Raw genomic sequence first — 17,205 nt, 5'->3', positions numbered from 1 at the left:
GTACAGGGAGAGAGACATGTACGATAGAAGTAAATGGTATCATCTACTAGAGCAAACGCTCAAAGATCAAGATGAAGATGGTGCCCTCAAAGGGAAATACCGGCTCCTTCTCATGGTTGAACTTGGACTGAGGCTCCTTGAGAAACTCGACTTTCTTGATGAGCCCATTGTGGTGCTCTGGGTGCTTCTCAGTGACTTACCCATTCCAGATGCCAGACTTGAGGCATTAGATGAACAACAACAACATGCAATTGCCAACGCCCGTATTCTTTTACCCTTCTCTGGCCGTTTCAATTGGGAACATGCCCTGAGAGAATATGCAACGATTATTCAAGCGTGGCGTTGTTATCAGGTGCAGCCAGATGATCTTGAGAAACAAATGGTCTATAGACCTGATCCTCAACGGTATCATGAGCGCCTTATCGTCTATGATACTGCCCTTGAGGGGATATTACCATTCGCAGAAAGAACTATCAAGCCAGCAACTGCCGAAGTCTTTTACTTTGATGCTATCACAAGACAGGGCAAACAAACTATTCAAATAGAGATTCCTGAAGAGATTGCAGATCTGTCGGTAACAACGATTCCCTGGTTTACTCAATCACGTGCTCGCACCTCTTTACAATACTCACATAACGATCTACTCGCTATCGCGGCTGAATTAGAACAAATACGCCAGCAACGCGGATTAAAAACAGTTCTTGGTTCCCGAAAAAGTTGGATAGATCTCGTTGATCTCATCAGCTATCGTGCAATTCTTTCTGATGGTAGTCTCGCTCCTAAAAACACCATTCCGTTACAATTTAATGGATACACATATGTTGTAGGTGCGGTTGCAACAGGTAAATCAAATCTTTCAAAGATAATCATAGCTGATACAGCCTTACATCCAGAGAAAGATCTCCATGTTACTCTCATCGTTGCGGACACTATGTCCGCCCTTAATCTTGCTGATGAGATTAATACTTTATTCTGCTCATGGGGAGAAAAACCGGTTGCCGTCCCCTTAATTGGACGCACAACACGGGATATTCATCTTCAACGCTTCTATCGTTCTAGTAAGTTTCGTGATGATCATTGGGCTTTGCGTTGGCTAAATCCTGCTTGTCCGCTGCAAGCGCTCGCTACAGACCAGCCACCAGTTTCTGTACTTCCGGGAAAAGAGCCTTGTGAAACACTTTATAAACAACCGAAAAAACCAGGTTCACGCAAAACATATCAATCGTGCCCACTGTTTGCCGTTTGTCCGAGTAAGCAGCTTTACAGAGATATCCCTAATGCACGAATTTGGATTACAACGCCGGGCGCATTAGGCAACTCCAGCCTGCCAACTCAAATCGAACAACGTAAGGGACATTTGAGTGATATTGCCTATGAGCAATCGGATCTCGTTATCTTTGACGAGGTTGATACTATACAAGAATGGTTTGATAATCTTTTTGCTGGTGAGGTTGTGCTTACAAATGGGATAGATGGTCTACTTGACGTTGAGGATGTCGAGACTGCTCAAGCATGGGTTCCACGGCGCACTCAACCGGCCCAGACACGTCGCTGGGTTGGTGCAGAACGTCAATCTCTGACATCCATCTCAAATATCCTTAGCGGTTTGACTGATATTGAGCAGGGTGTACTTTTGCGCAAATGGATAGGACGCAATTACTTCACTGCACTGACTCTTGCCTACAAGCTCTCTTGGCGTCTTCTCAATCTTCCTCCTTTTGATGATTGCCGAGGACAGGATCGTATCAATGCGAATCGAAAGGCTCAGAGTATGGTCCGTTACTTTGATAAACTGAGTCAGTACGATCCAATTACTATGGGGAGACCGCAAAAAAATGTTCAAAAAGATCCAGTTTACCGTCTAGCGCTGATTATGCGCATGCTCATTGCTGCCGGAGATAGTGCTCATAACACTGCAGTGCGAGAAGAGTGTCAGGCATGGATTCAAGATTTTACGCCCAAGATTATGCAAACACTCCAAATTTTGGCACAAAAAAAAGTAGATTGGCTAGCACGACAAAAAATAGAAAAAAACTTCAAAGAGGAGGCACCAGACGACCTGGACACGCTTGCACAAAGATTGGAATTCGTGCTGAGTGTCATGATACTGGACCGCAATATTCGGATTGTATTTTATGAATGGTACAATAAACCCGAAAATATGCTTACCGACCTTAATGAGCACTCGCTAGAACGTTCTCCAAGTAATCTTGCAGACATCTTACCAGTGCCCCCAACTGGTCGCATTTTTGGCACCTACTATTCCAACGATCTGGAAATTGATCAGAGCGAGAAAAAAAAGCGCCCACTCCCTTCAGGATTATCCGTTTTCGCCTATCCCAATATTGGACGTTGGTATACTCTGCACTTTCACGAACTCTTTACCAAACTCGATGGCAAGCGAGGTCCCAATGTATTAGCACTTTCAGGAACCTCATGGCTACCTCATTCCTCACGCTGGCACATCGATATTCAGCCGCAGGGTATACTCGACCCGGCCCTAGAAGCACAAATAGCTATCAAACAAAGCCAATTTTTTTATAAGCCCCAGTTTGTCAGAAATAAAACCAATGCATTGGTACCTGTTCGAGTCTCTGGTGCCCCCGATAAATTACAGCCTATAAAAGATATCATACGAGAGTTGGCCAGTAGCAAGTCTCGACCTTTAAGCGCCTTAGGGGAAGAGCTTGAATGGTTACACACATGGGGGCAGCAAGAACCACAGTATTGGCAGGATAGAGAACGTTTACTCTTGGTAGTGAATTCATATGAACAAGCAGAATGGGCATTTAAAGAATTGCAGACAATAAACCAGTGGCAAACAGCCCCTCCAGGAGAAATTCGCTATCTGTCCAGGAGTGAGGTAGGCGCAGCTGAAGTACTACGAGAAGATATCATTTATCGCAGTGATATTGAAGATTTTGCCCAGACGAATGGAAAAATTCTTATTGCACCACTCCAAGCTATAGGGAGGGGTTATAACATTCTCAATCAGAACGGAAAAGCAGCATTTGGAGCGATTTATTTTTTAACACGCCCAATGCCTTATCCTGCCGATACACAATCACTAGCGCGTGAGTTGAATCGTCGTACATTGGACTGGTGTAAAGATACACAATTCGAGGCCTGGACTGAACAGGAATTGCTCAAAAAGGCTATCTCTCTACGCACAAAAGCCAGGGAGTACTGGCGTAAAGCCGAATTACGGAGCTACTACTCAACGCTTGATCATGACGATAACGATACGACGTATAGCGAACTTTTTGATCTTGCTGCTACAACAGCAGGACAGATTATCCAGGCTTGTGGGCGTCTGTTACGTGGCGGCGTGCCATTTCATGCCTACTTTGTTGATGCCGCTTGGGGACCCAAAACTGCTTTAGATGGAACGATAAAGGAAGCAGCTAAAACTAGTCTGCTCACTGCAATGATCGAAGTTTTACTGGAATATACTCAGACTGATATTGGGCAAGCGCTTTATGAATCAATCGTCGATGCGCTGGTAGATATTCAGAACTTTTTTCCAGATATTAAATAAAGTAGCAAGTGGAGGATTTATGAGACAACAATCACTTATTATGCCAATGCGTTTTCGTGTGGATGAAACCTACCTACGTAATCTTGCAATCTCATCTTCACCATTCGCGTATGATCAAGATTGTAGAGACTTCTTGGAAAATATGAAGCAAATCCATAATCGCGATCAAATTGAAAATCCCCCCTATAGTCGACTCAATACTGCATTGACTGCGCTTGCACCAACGTTGACATACCCATTTATGTATCAATGGAATACAGAAACCAAGCAAAGCGAGCGACAAATGTTAGTGGTCGGTACTGATATTAAGCGACGACCAAATCCTGAACAAATTAGTGACCTGACATACGAATGGGGAAAACAATGGGGACAAAGCCGATTTGAGCAAGCAATCAAAAACACCGGTCGGGATGCCTACAATCGCTTGCTCGACAAACTACAATGCCCGATACAAAGCTGGTCTGAAACTGATGCGGCCTCTCTTTTCCTCAATTTAGATAGTGGAACAGGGCTAGGATATAGAGCTATTCCCAGTGTACTTGCTTCTCTTTTTGCTGGCAGAAAATCAACTATTCACGGGAAAGAAATCTGCTGGCGACTGGCTCAAGATGGTGATAATGGCCTTGGCGTCGTCAGCAACCCATTTCCCTCTCGTTATCAAGATCCTATCACGAAGGAAGAAAAAGAGGGGACATTTGCCTACAAATTAGAATTTCGTCTTCAAACGCAGATAGGTAGTCCTCATCGCTGGATTCATTTGTACATAAGATGCACTCGTTATGTAGATGCCTCACTCACAAATGCAAATTGGAAGCGTGATGTCACCGTTCGTGTTGGTATCGATCGTCCTCGTTTAACAGGTTGGGGTTGGTCACCAACACTGGTTTCACTCCCCGTTGCAGGAGGAGCTTCAAATCCACGTTGGCAGGACAATCTGTCGCAGCTCTTATCTGCAATGCGGGCACGAGATCTCATACCAGCGGAGCAAGTACTACAGCAACCACAAAGCTATCGCAAAGCGAGTCCACAAAGCTATGATGAATATTATGTGGTGCACGCTGAAGGCTTTAGGCCTCAACACGATGTCAAGACAGGCTTCGATTTCGCTGAATTACAAGAAGTTGCCAATGCGGCAGAGAAAATACTGGGGCTTGAGCTCTCATGTCATCAACCGCTTACCTCAGATATATCAGTAACTCAACTGTATCTGAATCATCTTCCATTAATGATGTATGACATGGGAGACATGCAGACAAAAAAATTCATCAAGAAACAGCGGGACCAAACCAAAGAAGATAGTCAGCATCAAAACAGAATTAAGCAACAAAGGATCATCATTGAAGGATTAAAACGTGCTTCTGGAAATAAAAATATCTTTCTTCTCCTCTGCTGGCATAGTGATATTACAAAAAGAACTTGGGAGCAGGAGATACGTCAAGCATTATTCCTAGATACAAATGATGCATGGCCAGACTGCATTAAGCTCGTTATTCCTTCTGAACCTATCCCTAATGAATTGCTAGAACCTCTAGATGGAGGTTTATTGAATCCAATGGACCATTTCAAAAAAAATGTTTTACCGATTGAGCGTCGAAACTTTCAGCAAAAATGGAAGGCTCAAATGAAAAGGGCGTTCAGAGATAAAACACAGGCATGGGAAAGATATCTACAATCTTTATTGCCTGCCAGTGACGAAATTGGATTGGCGTTGATTGAACTACGTCGACTCAGAGAGTTTCAACCAGAAAAACAAACTTTACGAGAAACTAAAAATTATCATCCATCACAAAACATTAAAGGGGCAGTACGCAGAGCGGCTAATAAGCTGAATTTAGCATCACAAATGAATCTCCCAATCAAGCAAAATAAAGAAGGGGAATTAAGCAAAGCTAATCAGTCACGAGCACGCAATAGCGTTACTGATCTCCTATATCGTCAGACAGGTTTGGTGTATGACGCTCCAGTAGATCTCTACATTAAGGCAGGCCTGCCACAAGAACAAGCAGAACAACTCCATGTTATTGCTCTCTATAAGCTTCGCAAAAACATGCCGAGGATGAACTATCCAATGGCTATACGTCTCTGTCCAGACGGTACATTTCAGGCATTATTACCACATAATCCTTATCGATGGCTTCCATTCCTAGAGGCAAAAAAATTAATAGGCGAGATATTCATGAGGGCAAATGAGGCCGATATTCTTTTGAGTCCAGACAGGCAAGCACAATTTGCCGCGCAAGTTTTCACAGAAACAAGAAGTAAACCAACACTGGTCTTGCTTAATGCTAAAGATTGGCGCAATTATAATGTCTTACCTCAATTTGCGAATACAAATAGAATTAAGAATCAACTTGATTTAAAGCATGTAAAAACATATGAGCATCTTTATAATTTAGAAGATTTGCCCAATCTACGCATAATTCGTTTAAGGACGATAGGAACAGCTGGAGAAACGCCACAATACTTTACTGTAACTGAAACAGAAGACGATCAGCTGGAAGAAGATAAAGACTTCAACTACCTTACTGGGTTTGTGGATACCCAAGCCGAAAGCGTATTTTTTCACTACCTCTCAATTGGTAAATTACCAGTCACTGCAAAGAGGCAACAACAGAAACAAGGACTATTCAAAACAGATGAAGGAGGAGGAATTGCATTTAAGCATCAAACAATGGTTGAATTTGTTCCGTTTTTCTTACAGAAAGATGACGATCCACAATCATGGTGTCACATCCCTCACTTCATGCGCACCTCTCCTGCGTGGGAAGGTGGGAATATTGTTCTTCCTTATCCCATGCATATGGCTAAGTGTATAATAGATGATCAGCTCTGCATTATAGATAGTCATGTAGATGAGGACGAGATTTAAAAATCCCCCTGACTCTAAAGTAGAATTGGGCCATCTCTTAGATAAATGCTCCCTCTCAGAACAGGAGGGAGCTCTTTTTTTGTAAAAAAATTCACCAAATTACTGTATTTTTAATAAATGCATTACGACAATTAAAATTAACATTTAAAGGTAAGATACCGCCCATATCTGCTGCACTGTATCTGATCCAATAAAAGAGATTGAGGAAAATGTCAGAAAAACAGATGCAGTGTAGCAGATTATCGCACAGATTTGATGGGGAGGATAAGCCCAGCGGCAAGAAGACTCGACGCTGCCGCCAGAGTAAAGAACAGGGTGAAATTGTTTGGCGAACTCTGAAAGACGAGTCCTCCGATAATAGGACTGAGAATGAGCGCGAGAAAGATGGCGGTATACATCAGGCCGACATCTTTTCCTCGATGTGTCTCAGAGGGAAGGACCCGCACGGCCAATGCAATATCAACACCGAGATAGAGTCCAAAGCCGCATCCAAAAATACTTGCACTTGCAAGCAGGGCGAACCAGGTCGGAAGCATCGCCATGAGAAAGAGACTCACGGCCATGAGGATTGCGCCGAGGAACACGAATGGTTTGAGCTGCTTTAGACGTTTTGAAAGCATGCCTGTACCGACCGCGACAGCTAGTACAAAACCTGTTGAGAGCAGTTGAAAGGTGGTGACCCTGGCTGCCGCATCTGAAATTGAGAAGTGAAGAACACTACGTAAATAGAATAAGAGATAGGCACCCAGCATGGTAAAGGAAAGATAGACGAAACAGCGGGAAAGATAGACATAAACGAAGTCCGGAGATGTTAATGGCTGAACAAACCCTAGGAGAAAACCTTTCATACGGAAGGGCGGGAGTGTATCACGTGTGATTGGTTGCTCGCGCAAGATGACAAGAAAGAATACAATACATACGACAGAGATCGCTGCGAGCAAGATATAGCCTTCTGAGACAATGTAGGTATTGGTGAGACGCGTGACCAGGACTAAGCCAAGTACACCACCAACATTGGGAGCCAGTCCAACCAGGGCGGATAGCAATGACCGCTGTGACTGTGGGATTTGATCAGGAAGAAGAGCTGTTACCGTGGTGAGGATGGTATCCACTCCGATCTGGGCAATGATTTCACCCACCAATAAGGCCGGAAGTGTGGTTGCGCCAGCCATGATTAGCATCCCTGCCACGGTAGCAATGGTTCCCAGGATAATCCATGGACGTCGACGCCCCCAACGCATGCTTGTTCGATCAGAAAGAGCCCCGGTAAATGGAGCAGCAATGAGACCTGCACACGCTCCTACGGATGCAACCAGCGTGAATGAGGTGTTGGTGGTGGTCGGTGCCAGAAGACTGACTTGAATAGGAAGTAACAGTTGTTTTATACACACACTTGAGAGACCTCCAACCATGGTTGCAAGTGTCATACAGAGTGTATACATCCAACTTTTTGGCTCGGTCGTGGTCGCTATTGGGGTCTGTATGCATGAGTCGTTGCCTTCATACGGAGACGTAAGGAGGCCTGATGTTTCTCCGTATGGTTCTCTACGTGTTTCAGGGAATATATCTGTTGAGATAAGATCGGTGTGCGTGTTGTTCTCTGGATGGTGTGGGGGGAACGATGATTCTTTTGTCATATTTTTCCCTTTCTGATGAGTTAAGGACATTCTCGACGTTTATGATTGTTTGATAGTGCTCATGATCTCAGGCAAACACATATTGCTTGCCTGAGAAGGATTTCTACGTGCGCTATTCCGCTGGACAATCAGGTGCACACCAATGCATCCGTTCACCGTGAATTGTGCATGTGGCGAGCCACTCCTGCTGTTCACAGACGCCGCGCTGATACGTGAAGAGTTCGAGACGTGGCTGGCCTGCGTGCGTTGGGTCTGCTTCTAGCGAGATGCGATAGATTGTCCGTCCAAGAGAGGCCTGGAGAATGGCCTGTTCGATCTGTGCTTTGATAGCAATTGGTCCTTGATTGAGCGCAAAACTGTGCCAGAGGCAGATACTTTGATCTTGCGGAACTGTACTCAAGAGTGCAGGAAGGAGATCAGATGCATCGCCAATGAGGGGCGTCGGTGGCGCATCCTGTGCTACGGCGATGGCTGCATCTAAGAGAAGGTAGCGTTCCATTTCCTCCGGCCAAATACAGGCACGCAACCACCGTCTATCCCTTTCCTGGTGAATATTCAGCGGAAACACTTCAATGCCCTGACACTGCGCAAGCGGTGGAAGCGTCGCTGGAATGGGAGGGCGATGCTCTCCTTCGAGCGTGCAGTGAATTTGGACAAAGGAATGCGGCTCTCCAGTTGTGATGGCTCCATAGTGATAGCCAAAACGGCTCCAGTTGAGATTGAGTCCCGCACTGGCTCCCAGTTCAATACATGCCAGTAGTTGACGTCTGCTGCGTTGTGAGACGAGTTCAAAGGCAGGTAAGAGGTTCGCGCACCGGGTCACCTCATTCGTTTGGAGTCGTGTGCCGGTGAGCAACGAGCAGATTTCATCCAGATGTGTGAGACAGAAATCGCGGAAGAACGGATACGCTTGTGCTGCTGGTCGTGGAATCGCATGGAGATATGGATAAAACTCTGCAAATGGATGCTGCTTATCTCGTAAGACAAGAAAGTTCACGACAGAAAAAAACAAAATGAGCATCGGTTGATCCTTGTCGATGTGCGCGAGAAGTGCATAGATTTCTTGATCCTGTTCGATTCCCGCATACAGATGAGTATAAAGCGGTGAAGACTGAAGTGTCTGGGGGATATACCCAAGCCACTGCCGTGGATCCTGGATTTTTTGCGTGTGTGCGGTCACGTTTGAGTTCCCTTTCTGGTGCGAAATGCGTACGAATTAGACTGATTGCATGGGTGGAGAAACGCGCTGCCGGTGCAATCCGCCGTTTTGAGCAGCATGGTGCTTTTGAAGCTCGGTGCCGATGGCTGCTCGTAAGGTCGGATCTACGTTCATGCGGTGCTGAAAGACCTGGAAGAGTTCCTCTTTTTGCTGGAGTTCGAGCCTTGTTTTTTGATACCTTCCTAGCAGGTTGTTGAGTTGTCCCCCAATATGCCAGAGAACAGTTGCCGTTTCTCCCTGGAGTGGGACTCGTGCATCCAGATCACCATTGGCCAGGCGTACATGTGTCTCAAGAATGACGGCAATACTATGATCTAAGACCGCTTTGTCTGCGGCTTTCTGATTGGCAAGGGCTGCCAAATCGTGATGGAGTCGTGCCAGCTCCTCCGCTCGGTCTGCACGCTTAATGGCTGCTCGATTGGTATTCACAAGAATCCAGAGCACTGCGGTGACAATGACATGGATTTGAATCAAGCGAAAGAGTATAGAAAAGTAGCCAGTGACCAGCAGCGCATCGAATGCTGGCGTATGATGTGCGAACGTCAGCATATAGATGCTCAGGAGAATATTGATTGCGGCCACGAGAAAGACGTAATTGATCGGTAGGATCGCGGCCACAAACAGTTCGGCAAAAAAAAGGAGATAGAGAATGTCTTTGTCATTAGGTGATAGTCCTCCATGTGCTGCCGTTGTAAACAGGGTCAGGCACATTCCTCCCACCAGTCCGAGGGTGAGGAGTATGCCAACGAGATTGACATATCCTTTGCGGTTCAGGACGATGCAGATGGCAATAATAGGATAGAGTGTATAAATGACGTTGGCAATCTGCTTGTTGGGACCCAGGTAGGCAATGAGGGCGACGAGCAGCAAAATAGCCACCAGAAAAAGCATACATGCCGCAGCGATTCTGCTGCGACGAATGCGGTCCCGCTGCTGAAAGTCTGCCTCCGGCGGGGCATCAGGCGGTGAGGTGTGTCGATACCACCAGGCAAAGAATCCTGGTTGTTCTTGAAAGTTTTGATCTCCTAAGATCGTGTGGACCCATGAGTTTCGATCTATCGATTTCGTAGGGTTCCGTTTCATACGATAATTACTCCGTTTCAAAAAAGACTAGCATAGAGGTTAGAGCCTGATAATATGCATCTTTTGCATCATTTGCACGATATGTTGGATATCTTGTGGCGATTTCATTAGGAGATGCGCGATCTGTCCGATCGTTTTCGTCCCATCTGCTAAGGCAAATACCCGTTTGTAGGGATGGGTAAGCGACTGCATTTGACTGGGCGATAAGGATACGACTGAGCGTACAGGCACGCCAAGAAGCATGTTGAAGAGCGGCGGGGTATGCTGCTGCTCAAAGCAGTGTTCGATTGGTGCGATATGAGCGTCTGGACTGGTCCCAGAGCGAACATACCAGGTGATATCTCCGAGATGCAGTAATACGCTATAGGCCTCCTGTTGCTGAAGGAGGAGATGATCATCTGGCGTCAAAATCGCGCAAGAATGCAGGGGATACTGGGTTCCTGGCCCGATGAGCAGTTCAGCCCGACAGATCTCTGAGGTCAGCCGTGGGAGAGCTGGAAGGGTGGCTTGTACCGAGACCAGATTAGGCGATGCTTGCATCGCTTCAATAATGGCTTCAAGTGGGAGACGGTACTGATGTTCTCTGAGCATGTCTTCGTTCCTCCTTCCTTGCCTTGTTTATGAGAGACAGGCAGATCCTCTTTTCGTTGTCGCGAAAAAGGATGGATGCTTGGGCGCTGAAAAGACTCAGTGCCGTCATTGAACATGTAAATTCACAAATATTGCATGTTGTTCTGTAAGGGCGTGCATGCCTCACGTCATGACACTTCTCATCATAGCAAGTTACGCTCCTACAAAACTCCTGTTTTCCGTAGTAAATAAGCAGAATAACTCCCACTAAGCTCCCACTCTTCCCCTGATTTTTGGGTCTGCGTCATCTTCCGTGTAGTGAGACGCACTGTTTGTCAGCGCTTTTTGGAGATGTGCTACTGGAGCTGATCGGCTTGCATTCTTTCTACTATAAGGATGAGCTTAGCACGGAAGATGACGCAGACCCAGACAAGTGGCACCAATGCATAATTTTTTTTTGTCAGTTTTCACGGAAGCTCCTCTGACCTATCTTTTCTTTGATTCTTGAAAGGGGCTTCTCAGCTTATCTTTCCTCTGTTTGGATGCGATTCTATGTCTTTTGACTCATGCCGGACAGGAAAAATCATTGCGATTTGCTTTTCTTCGAGATGAGTTGCCTCTGCCCTATTTCTTTCTAGGTATAAAAGGAGTTTTGTAGGAGTGAAAAGCGCTCTGTTATGTGAGAAATAGGAGTTTTGTAGGAGGGTGATTTGCTACTATTGAAATTGAAATGTCGTTTGTGGCGTTTCAGGTAGCCAGTGCATTATTACTCAGATAGATATGCCAAATTATGTAGTGTTCTGTAGAGATCCACCTATGTTCCCCGTTTCTTCTCCTTTTATAAGGAGCAAGTTTGGCGAGCAGAGTGAATGGATATGGAGAGGAAAAGGATACGTGATGCTCGGAGCAAATCACCACCATAGCGATGTCTCGCGCCTCCTGACGCAAATCACCCTTGAATACGAAGCCGCACAACGTGGGATGACCGATCTCTCGTGTGGGTCCTCACGCCATGCATTTATTACTGCGAAAATGGAAAAGATGAACGAGATTCATACACAGCTGCATGATCTGGTGGGTGATCGCGCGATCGCACTAATTGCCGAGCAATTAGGCGCCTGTCCAGATGTCTCCCAGTGAGTTTGCGCATTCCATTCGTATAGTTGTTAGTATGCTAAAAGCATGGGAAAGAGCAACATATATGGAAAGAAGTTTTGGAGTTTTTTTGTGGCGACTATTCCATTTATTCTAGAAGTTAGAATAGAAGTTTCTGACCATTATAGATCGTATTATCTGATTATCACTTGGAAAGTTTGATAGTATGGAATATTGTGCAAAAGAATATCTCTATCGCATAAGAAAAGCGTATCTTGTAACCGTTGAGGATATGTATCAAGCTCTGGATGGCTCAGTTTCTCTACATGATATCTATCTGGTGGAAATGGGAAGATGTACCGATCGTGATATTGCTCAAATGGTGTTGCATGCATTTAATTTTCTGACACATCAAAGCATTAACCTTGATGAGATATGTCTGAACTGTCCATCTAATTATCATGGAGAAGGGCAAGGGAATCTCCTTGCAAGATTACCCGTGCTAAAACTATGAGCATATGAACCATTTTTATTCTTCCAATCAAGCTTACAAAATAATCTGCAATCAGAGTATTGGTTGCTTGTTTCTACGGGCATGTACCATCGTGCTCCTGTTCTTACGAAAGTTTTTGAGGCAGAAAGATCCTGTGAGTCATTTTGATTAAATGTGATCATGGTTGGCGTTCGGATGATCACTGATCATAAAGGGGCAAATTTGAAGGCTTGTCCCTAGTACATAGTATCTATACCGTAGAATTTGGCGGTTACATTGATAATGAAACCGCTCAAAAAGCATTACCTGTTTTTCATACTATTTTTCTAAAATAGTACAATTGTAACCGTCCAGCAGATCTGAAAGGATATATGATCTTTATGCTTCGTATTATTTTCGTTGTACCAGATAATTATTCAAGCGAGATGATGATGTTACTTAAATAATGAGCTTCTGTGTTGTGATGATTGCTCAGACTTTTGTGTAAGGAAAATATTGCTTGGAGACCCGGGAGTATGGAGAACGCGTAAGCGATGTTTGTACTTCCAGGCCTACAAGGGATCTCCAGCTTGTAGGAATCGTTCTGGTGATGACTGATGGTATGTGGTTTCGTGCTGTTACGGACAAGGGATGCCTTGGTATCCGCGCACATTGGCATCCTTTGCTCTTCTCACAAAAGGACAAGGAGAAAATTGGTGGATACAACCACTCATATAGAACTCTCAAGGGCACAATTAAAAGAACTACTTGCCCATCTCAAAACTGATGATGTGTACAAAGACAATTTGAAGGCATTGTATGCTCAACTTCATACGGGAAGTCCCGCTGTTCCATTCGGATTAGAAGTAATCGATAGAATCAGCGTTCTTCATCAAAATGTACCCAACCGACCTATTTCTGATGAGAGGCGTCTGGTATTGATTGGAAAAATAGAGCTGCTCGTTCTGAATACTCCTGAAGAAAGTAAATATGTGCTGTCCATGGATGGTTTGATTGGAAAAAGTGGGACAAAAAAGCAGCCAATGATCTGGGGATGGAGGTAGCCCCATCCTGCACGTCTATTTCGAGACAGAATGGATGAGAAGGAAAAAGCGGAACGAAGCAGCAGCCAATGGTTGCTAGCAGACCAGGGCATATAGATGAGGTTCTCTGACTCATGTATATGTCCTGGCCTACTAGATGCTTTCTGGTAGGTCGGCGGAACCGGTATCCCTGTGCATGGTATACCTGGTTTAGGGGTTGTCATCTCCGCCGAATGACGTGTCCGGCGTTTCTGTGACAGATGAAATATGCTGTCGTTGCAAGGAAAAAGGAGTTATACACCATGGCAATTGTCGAAGAGAAACCTCAAGCCCCTATTCAACCGTTTATCTTACAATTTTTAACGACAGCCCCAGAGAAAACTCCCCTGGCTGCTACAGAGGCATCCACCTCTGGTCAAACGGGGACGGACGGAACATCTGTCACCGATACGGCGAAAGACTCAGATCATCATATGCATTCCTGGGGACGATAAATGGTATGAAGAAGAAATCAGTCATGGTTATAAGCCAGGAGACTGATTTCCATATCCCTCCTGTCCAAAAGGAAATCATACGGCGAGGTTTTACGGTGGAGCGTATTGACCTTGCTGACTTTCCTCTCAAGATGAGCTTTACCGCTCATCTTGAGGCAGGGACATGGAAATCAAACCTGTCGATTGCGCACGCTCTTGAGGCTTCTACATCGCTTTGGTATCGACGGCCACAATTCTATCAAGCATCACAGGCATTCTCTTCTGATATTCGTGTATTTCTCGAACGAGAAGCGTATTACGCATTTGTTGGAGTCCTTGAAAGTTGTCAGATGACTTGCGTGGTCAGTTCTCCTGCCGCGATACAACGAGCTGCCATGAAAGCACTGCATCTGGTAACAGCACAGCGTTATGGTCTGTGTGTTCCTCGCACGTTGATTACCAATGATCCGATGCGTGTACATGCCTTTTACGAGGAATGTCATGGCCATATCATCTGCAAAGCCATCTACAGCAACACTATTGAGATGGATGATCCGACCATTCCTCCCCGGTTCATTTACACCAATCTCATCATGCCAGAGCATCTCAAAAATCTTGAAGGCATTCGTGAGGCGGCACATTTGTTTCAGGAAGCCTTCACCGATTGTCGTGATATTCGTGTCACCATTTTTGGGACCCGCTGCGTTGCGACAGAAATCATCTACACGGAGCCACGGTCACATGTCGATTGGCGTACCGAGTATCGAAAACATGCCTATATCCCACATTCCCTTCCTCACGACGTTGAGGCAAAACTGTTGGCATTTGTCAAAGGTTATGGATTGCAATTTAGCACCATCGATCTGCTACTGGTTGCCGATGATCGCTATTACTTTCTCGATGAAAATCCAAATGGTCAGTTCTATTGGTTGGAGCAAAAGAATGCTGCCATCCATCTTGCTGAAGCAATGGCTGACCTGCTTTGTTTTCCCCAGGAGTATCAGTTATGATGAAGATACATTTTGACAGCGAGAGTACGAAGCTGCGTGAAGCCATGGTCGCGGAGATCATTGAAACGGCGGGGCTGAACTCCCCTAGTGTGATTCATGCCTTTTCCCAGATTCCGAGGGAACGATTTGTTCCCTCGTTCCTCGAACGGACAGCAGATCAAGGATGGGTGACGGTCTCCCCACAGACGATTGGCCAGGATGCCTACATGCGGAAGATCTATACGGATACGCCATTGATTGTGCAGGTGGATCATCGAGGATGGCCGTGTAGCTCCAGTTCGATGCCAAGTGTGATGGCGATGATGCTGGAGGCACTTGATGTGGCTGTTGGAAATACCGTGCTTGAAATAGGAACGGGAACTGGATATAATGCAGCCCTTTTGTCATTGCTAACACACGATGCATCCGGTATTACCACAATCGATTGTGAACACGCACAAGCAATGTCAGATGCGGCGAAACAAACACTGACCGATATAGTTGGTCACGTTCATGTCGTCATCGGCGATGGTTTCCAGGGTGTTCTTTCCGATGCTCCCTATGACCGGATTATTGCAACCGCCAGTGCGCCAACTATTCCGGCTCCCTGGATTGAGCAACTGTCTCCAGGTGGTATTCTGGTTATGGATCTCCAAGGTCCGCTTGAAAGTGGTTTTTTAATGTTAAAAAAAAATGAGCATGAGAGCGGTGGCCATGGCCACTTTCTCAATCGACCATTACATTTTATGCCGCTAGTGAGCGAGCAGATTCCAACCATTTTCGTTGATCCTCATTTTCAACGATTATTACTGGAGCCACATCAACAGCATTTCCTTGTCGATCGTGATGATCTCTTTCCACACATACTCCTGCAAAATCATGCATTTCGCTGGTTTCTACAATGGAATATCCCTTCATGCTCTGTTGTAGAGCATCCAGTCAATGGAATTCCGCATATCTTTGTAATTGTGTCTGATCATCAATCCATTGTGCGCTTCCAACAGACAGGAGATGGCTGGACAGGCGATGTTTTTGGGTGGTTGCCTGTATGGAAGCTCTTACAAGAAGCCTTTCGGACATTTCTTCGTGTGCAAAGCCCACCACAAACAGCCTATACAGTCGAGATTGATGGAAATGGGATGAGACTGGTCACCCATGGCTTTTCTCTGCCACTCAAATAACACGTTCGCATCTCATTCTTTCTATGTACTGGAGAGGTACGTAAAATCTCTCCAGTAGTTTTCATTCCTGTCACGATTGGGTTGCTATAACGCATGTTCTTGTCCCACTTTGAATGATGCTATGAAGCGAAAAGTCAACATATCATGATTTCACTCTGATGATCTGGCAGCAAAATGGATTCGCACTGAAATCCTGGCTAAAAGCTGCAACCAGCAACAGTGTCCCAGGTTACTCTGGAAAATGAAGAAAAAAAACAAAGAGAAAATGACAAATGTAATATTATGCTATATTTAATAGTATGACATGTCTCTGTGCATCAGATACAATCAAAGCTTCTGGGGAAAATGTGTTATAGAACAAAGATTTTGCCTAAGAGAGGAATCATTGGTGATGCTTATGGTGTGGGAAGCTCAGCAGTATTATCTGCCTTTACAAGAAATTGCTTCTACTTTTTGTGTTCCATGGATTTCTATCAATCCTATTGCTTTCCGTTTTTTTTATGTATGGAAATCTGCTACTCATGGCTCACTCAAAACAGATATTAGCTCATCTGTTTCCAATGGTAATAGAGGAGAAAAATCCCTGCATTTGGACACGATAGTTCAATCCATTGGCTCTCTTGAAGAATACGAGGTTGGAGTGATTCATACTGAGCGACTTAGTCAATCGGGACAATTATTGACACTATCTCTTTCACTTGAAAAAGTCACAGATTTGTCTTGGACTATTCCATTGTTAAAACAAAATCAAGAAGAAGTGAATGTTGAGAAGCATAGATATGGAATCCCGGCAGCACATCTAGAGAGATATCTCTCTGATCTAGAGTTACACGGGCCAGTTAAAAGAGAGCAGGTAGGTTACTTTAGAAAAGTAGTAGTAGGAAAAGGCATAGAAAATATGCCCTGTATTTGTTTTAGAATGGATGATCCTCACAATATAAAAGTTATTTCTCGCGCAGATTTTATTACTATTGGCGGAAAACAAAATTTTGGCCTATAACCCGCATTCAGCACCTGTTCTTAACAGCCTAGGCTA

Annotated in this window: 13 protein-coding genes; 9 read left to right on the top strand and 4 right to left on the bottom strand. The window is 45.0% G+C overall.

Features of this window, described 5'->3' with window-relative positions:
- Positions 1-16: 16 nt before the first annotated feature.
- Positions 17-3,538 (top strand): pPIWI_RE_Z domain-containing protein, encoded by a 3,522-nt coding sequence (locus AC27N8_RS03320; protein WP_487063921.1) that lies wholly within the window; start codon positions 17-19, stop codon positions 3,536-3,538.
- 19 nt (positions 3,539-3,557) lie between these two features.
- Positions 3,558-6,407, top strand: coding sequence for an RNaseH domain-containing protein (locus tag AC27N8_RS03315; RefSeq protein ID WP_487063919.1), 2,850 nt, complete (start codon positions 3,558-3,560; stop codon positions 6,405-6,407).
- A 239-nt stretch (positions 6,408-6,646) separates the two neighbouring features.
- Here AC27N8_RS03315 and AC27N8_RS03310 read toward each other — a convergent pair whose 3' ends face one another.
- The 4 genes from AC27N8_RS03310 to AC27N8_RS03295 form a co-directional block, all read right to left on the bottom strand.
- Positions 6,647-7,834: an MFS transporter gene (locus AC27N8_RS03310; protein ID WP_487063917.1), complete on the bottom strand. Its 1,188-nt coding sequence runs from the start codon at positions 7,832-7,834 to the stop codon at positions 6,647-6,649.
- Positions 7,835-8,156: 322 nt separating this feature from the next.
- On the bottom strand, positions 8,157-9,224 hold the full coding sequence (locus AC27N8_RS03305) for a DUF2332 domain-containing protein (protein WP_487063915.1): 1,068 nt from the start codon (positions 9,222-9,224) through the stop codon (positions 8,157-8,159).
- A gap of 36 nt (positions 9,225-9,260) precedes the next feature.
- On the bottom strand, positions 9,261-10,346 hold the full coding sequence (locus AC27N8_RS03300; protein WP_487063913.1) for a hypothetical protein: 1,086 nt from the start codon (positions 10,344-10,346) through the stop codon (positions 9,261-9,263).
- Positions 10,347-10,385: 39 nt separating this feature from the next.
- Positions 10,386-10,937, bottom strand: coding sequence for a hypothetical protein (locus AC27N8_RS03295; protein WP_487063911.1), 552 nt, complete (start codon positions 10,935-10,937; stop codon positions 10,386-10,388).
- Positions 10,938-11,813: 876 nt separating this feature from the next.
- Here AC27N8_RS03295 and AC27N8_RS03290 point away from each other — a divergent pair.
- The 7 genes from AC27N8_RS03290 to AC27N8_RS03260 all read left to right on the top strand — a co-directional run bounded on the left by AC27N8_RS03290 (position 11,814) and on the right by AC27N8_RS03260 (position 17,169).
- On the top strand, positions 11,814-12,056 hold the full coding sequence (locus tag AC27N8_RS03290; RefSeq protein WP_487063909.1) for a hypothetical protein: 243 nt from the start codon (positions 11,814-11,816) through the stop codon (positions 12,054-12,056).
- Positions 12,057-12,237: 181 nt separating this feature from the next.
- Entirely contained in the window at positions 12,238-12,525 is a 288-nt protein-coding gene (locus AC27N8_RS03285; RefSeq protein WP_487063907.1) for a hypothetical protein, read from the top strand.
- Between the two features lie 674 nt (positions 12,526-13,199).
- Complete coding sequence (locus AC27N8_RS03280) at positions 13,200-13,547, top strand: hypothetical protein (protein WP_487063905.1); 348 nt, start codon at positions 13,200-13,202, stop codon at positions 13,545-13,547.
- A gap of 281 nt (positions 13,548-13,828) precedes the next feature.
- On the top strand, positions 13,829-14,020 hold the full coding sequence (locus AC27N8_RS03275; protein WP_487063903.1) for a hypothetical protein: 192 nt from the start codon (positions 13,829-13,831) through the stop codon (positions 14,018-14,020).
- Positions 14,021-14,025: 5 nt separating this feature from the next.
- On the top strand, positions 14,026-15,009 hold the full coding sequence (locus AC27N8_RS03270; protein ID WP_487063901.1) for an MvdC/MvdD family ATP grasp protein: 984 nt from the start codon (positions 14,026-14,028) through the stop codon (positions 15,007-15,009).
- Positions 15,006-16,169 carry a methyltransferase domain-containing protein gene (locus AC27N8_RS03265; protein WP_487063899.1) on the top strand — a complete coding sequence of 388 codons (1,164 nt, stop codon included), beginning with the start codon at positions 15,006-15,008 and terminating at the stop codon, positions 16,167-16,169. The genes AC27N8_RS03270 and AC27N8_RS03265 overlap by 4 nt, the downstream gene beginning before the upstream one ends.
- A gap of 388 nt (positions 16,170-16,557) precedes the next feature.
- Positions 16,558-17,169 (top strand): hypothetical protein, encoded by a 612-nt coding sequence (locus AC27N8_RS03260; protein WP_487063897.1) that lies wholly within the window; start codon positions 16,558-16,560, stop codon positions 17,167-17,169.
- The last annotated feature ends 36 nt before the right edge of the window (positions 17,170-17,205 follow it).

It is taken from the genome of Dictyobacter sp. Z7_2, from assembly GCF_057551105.1.
This window is presented reverse-complemented; position numbering and strand designations above follow the sequence as displayed.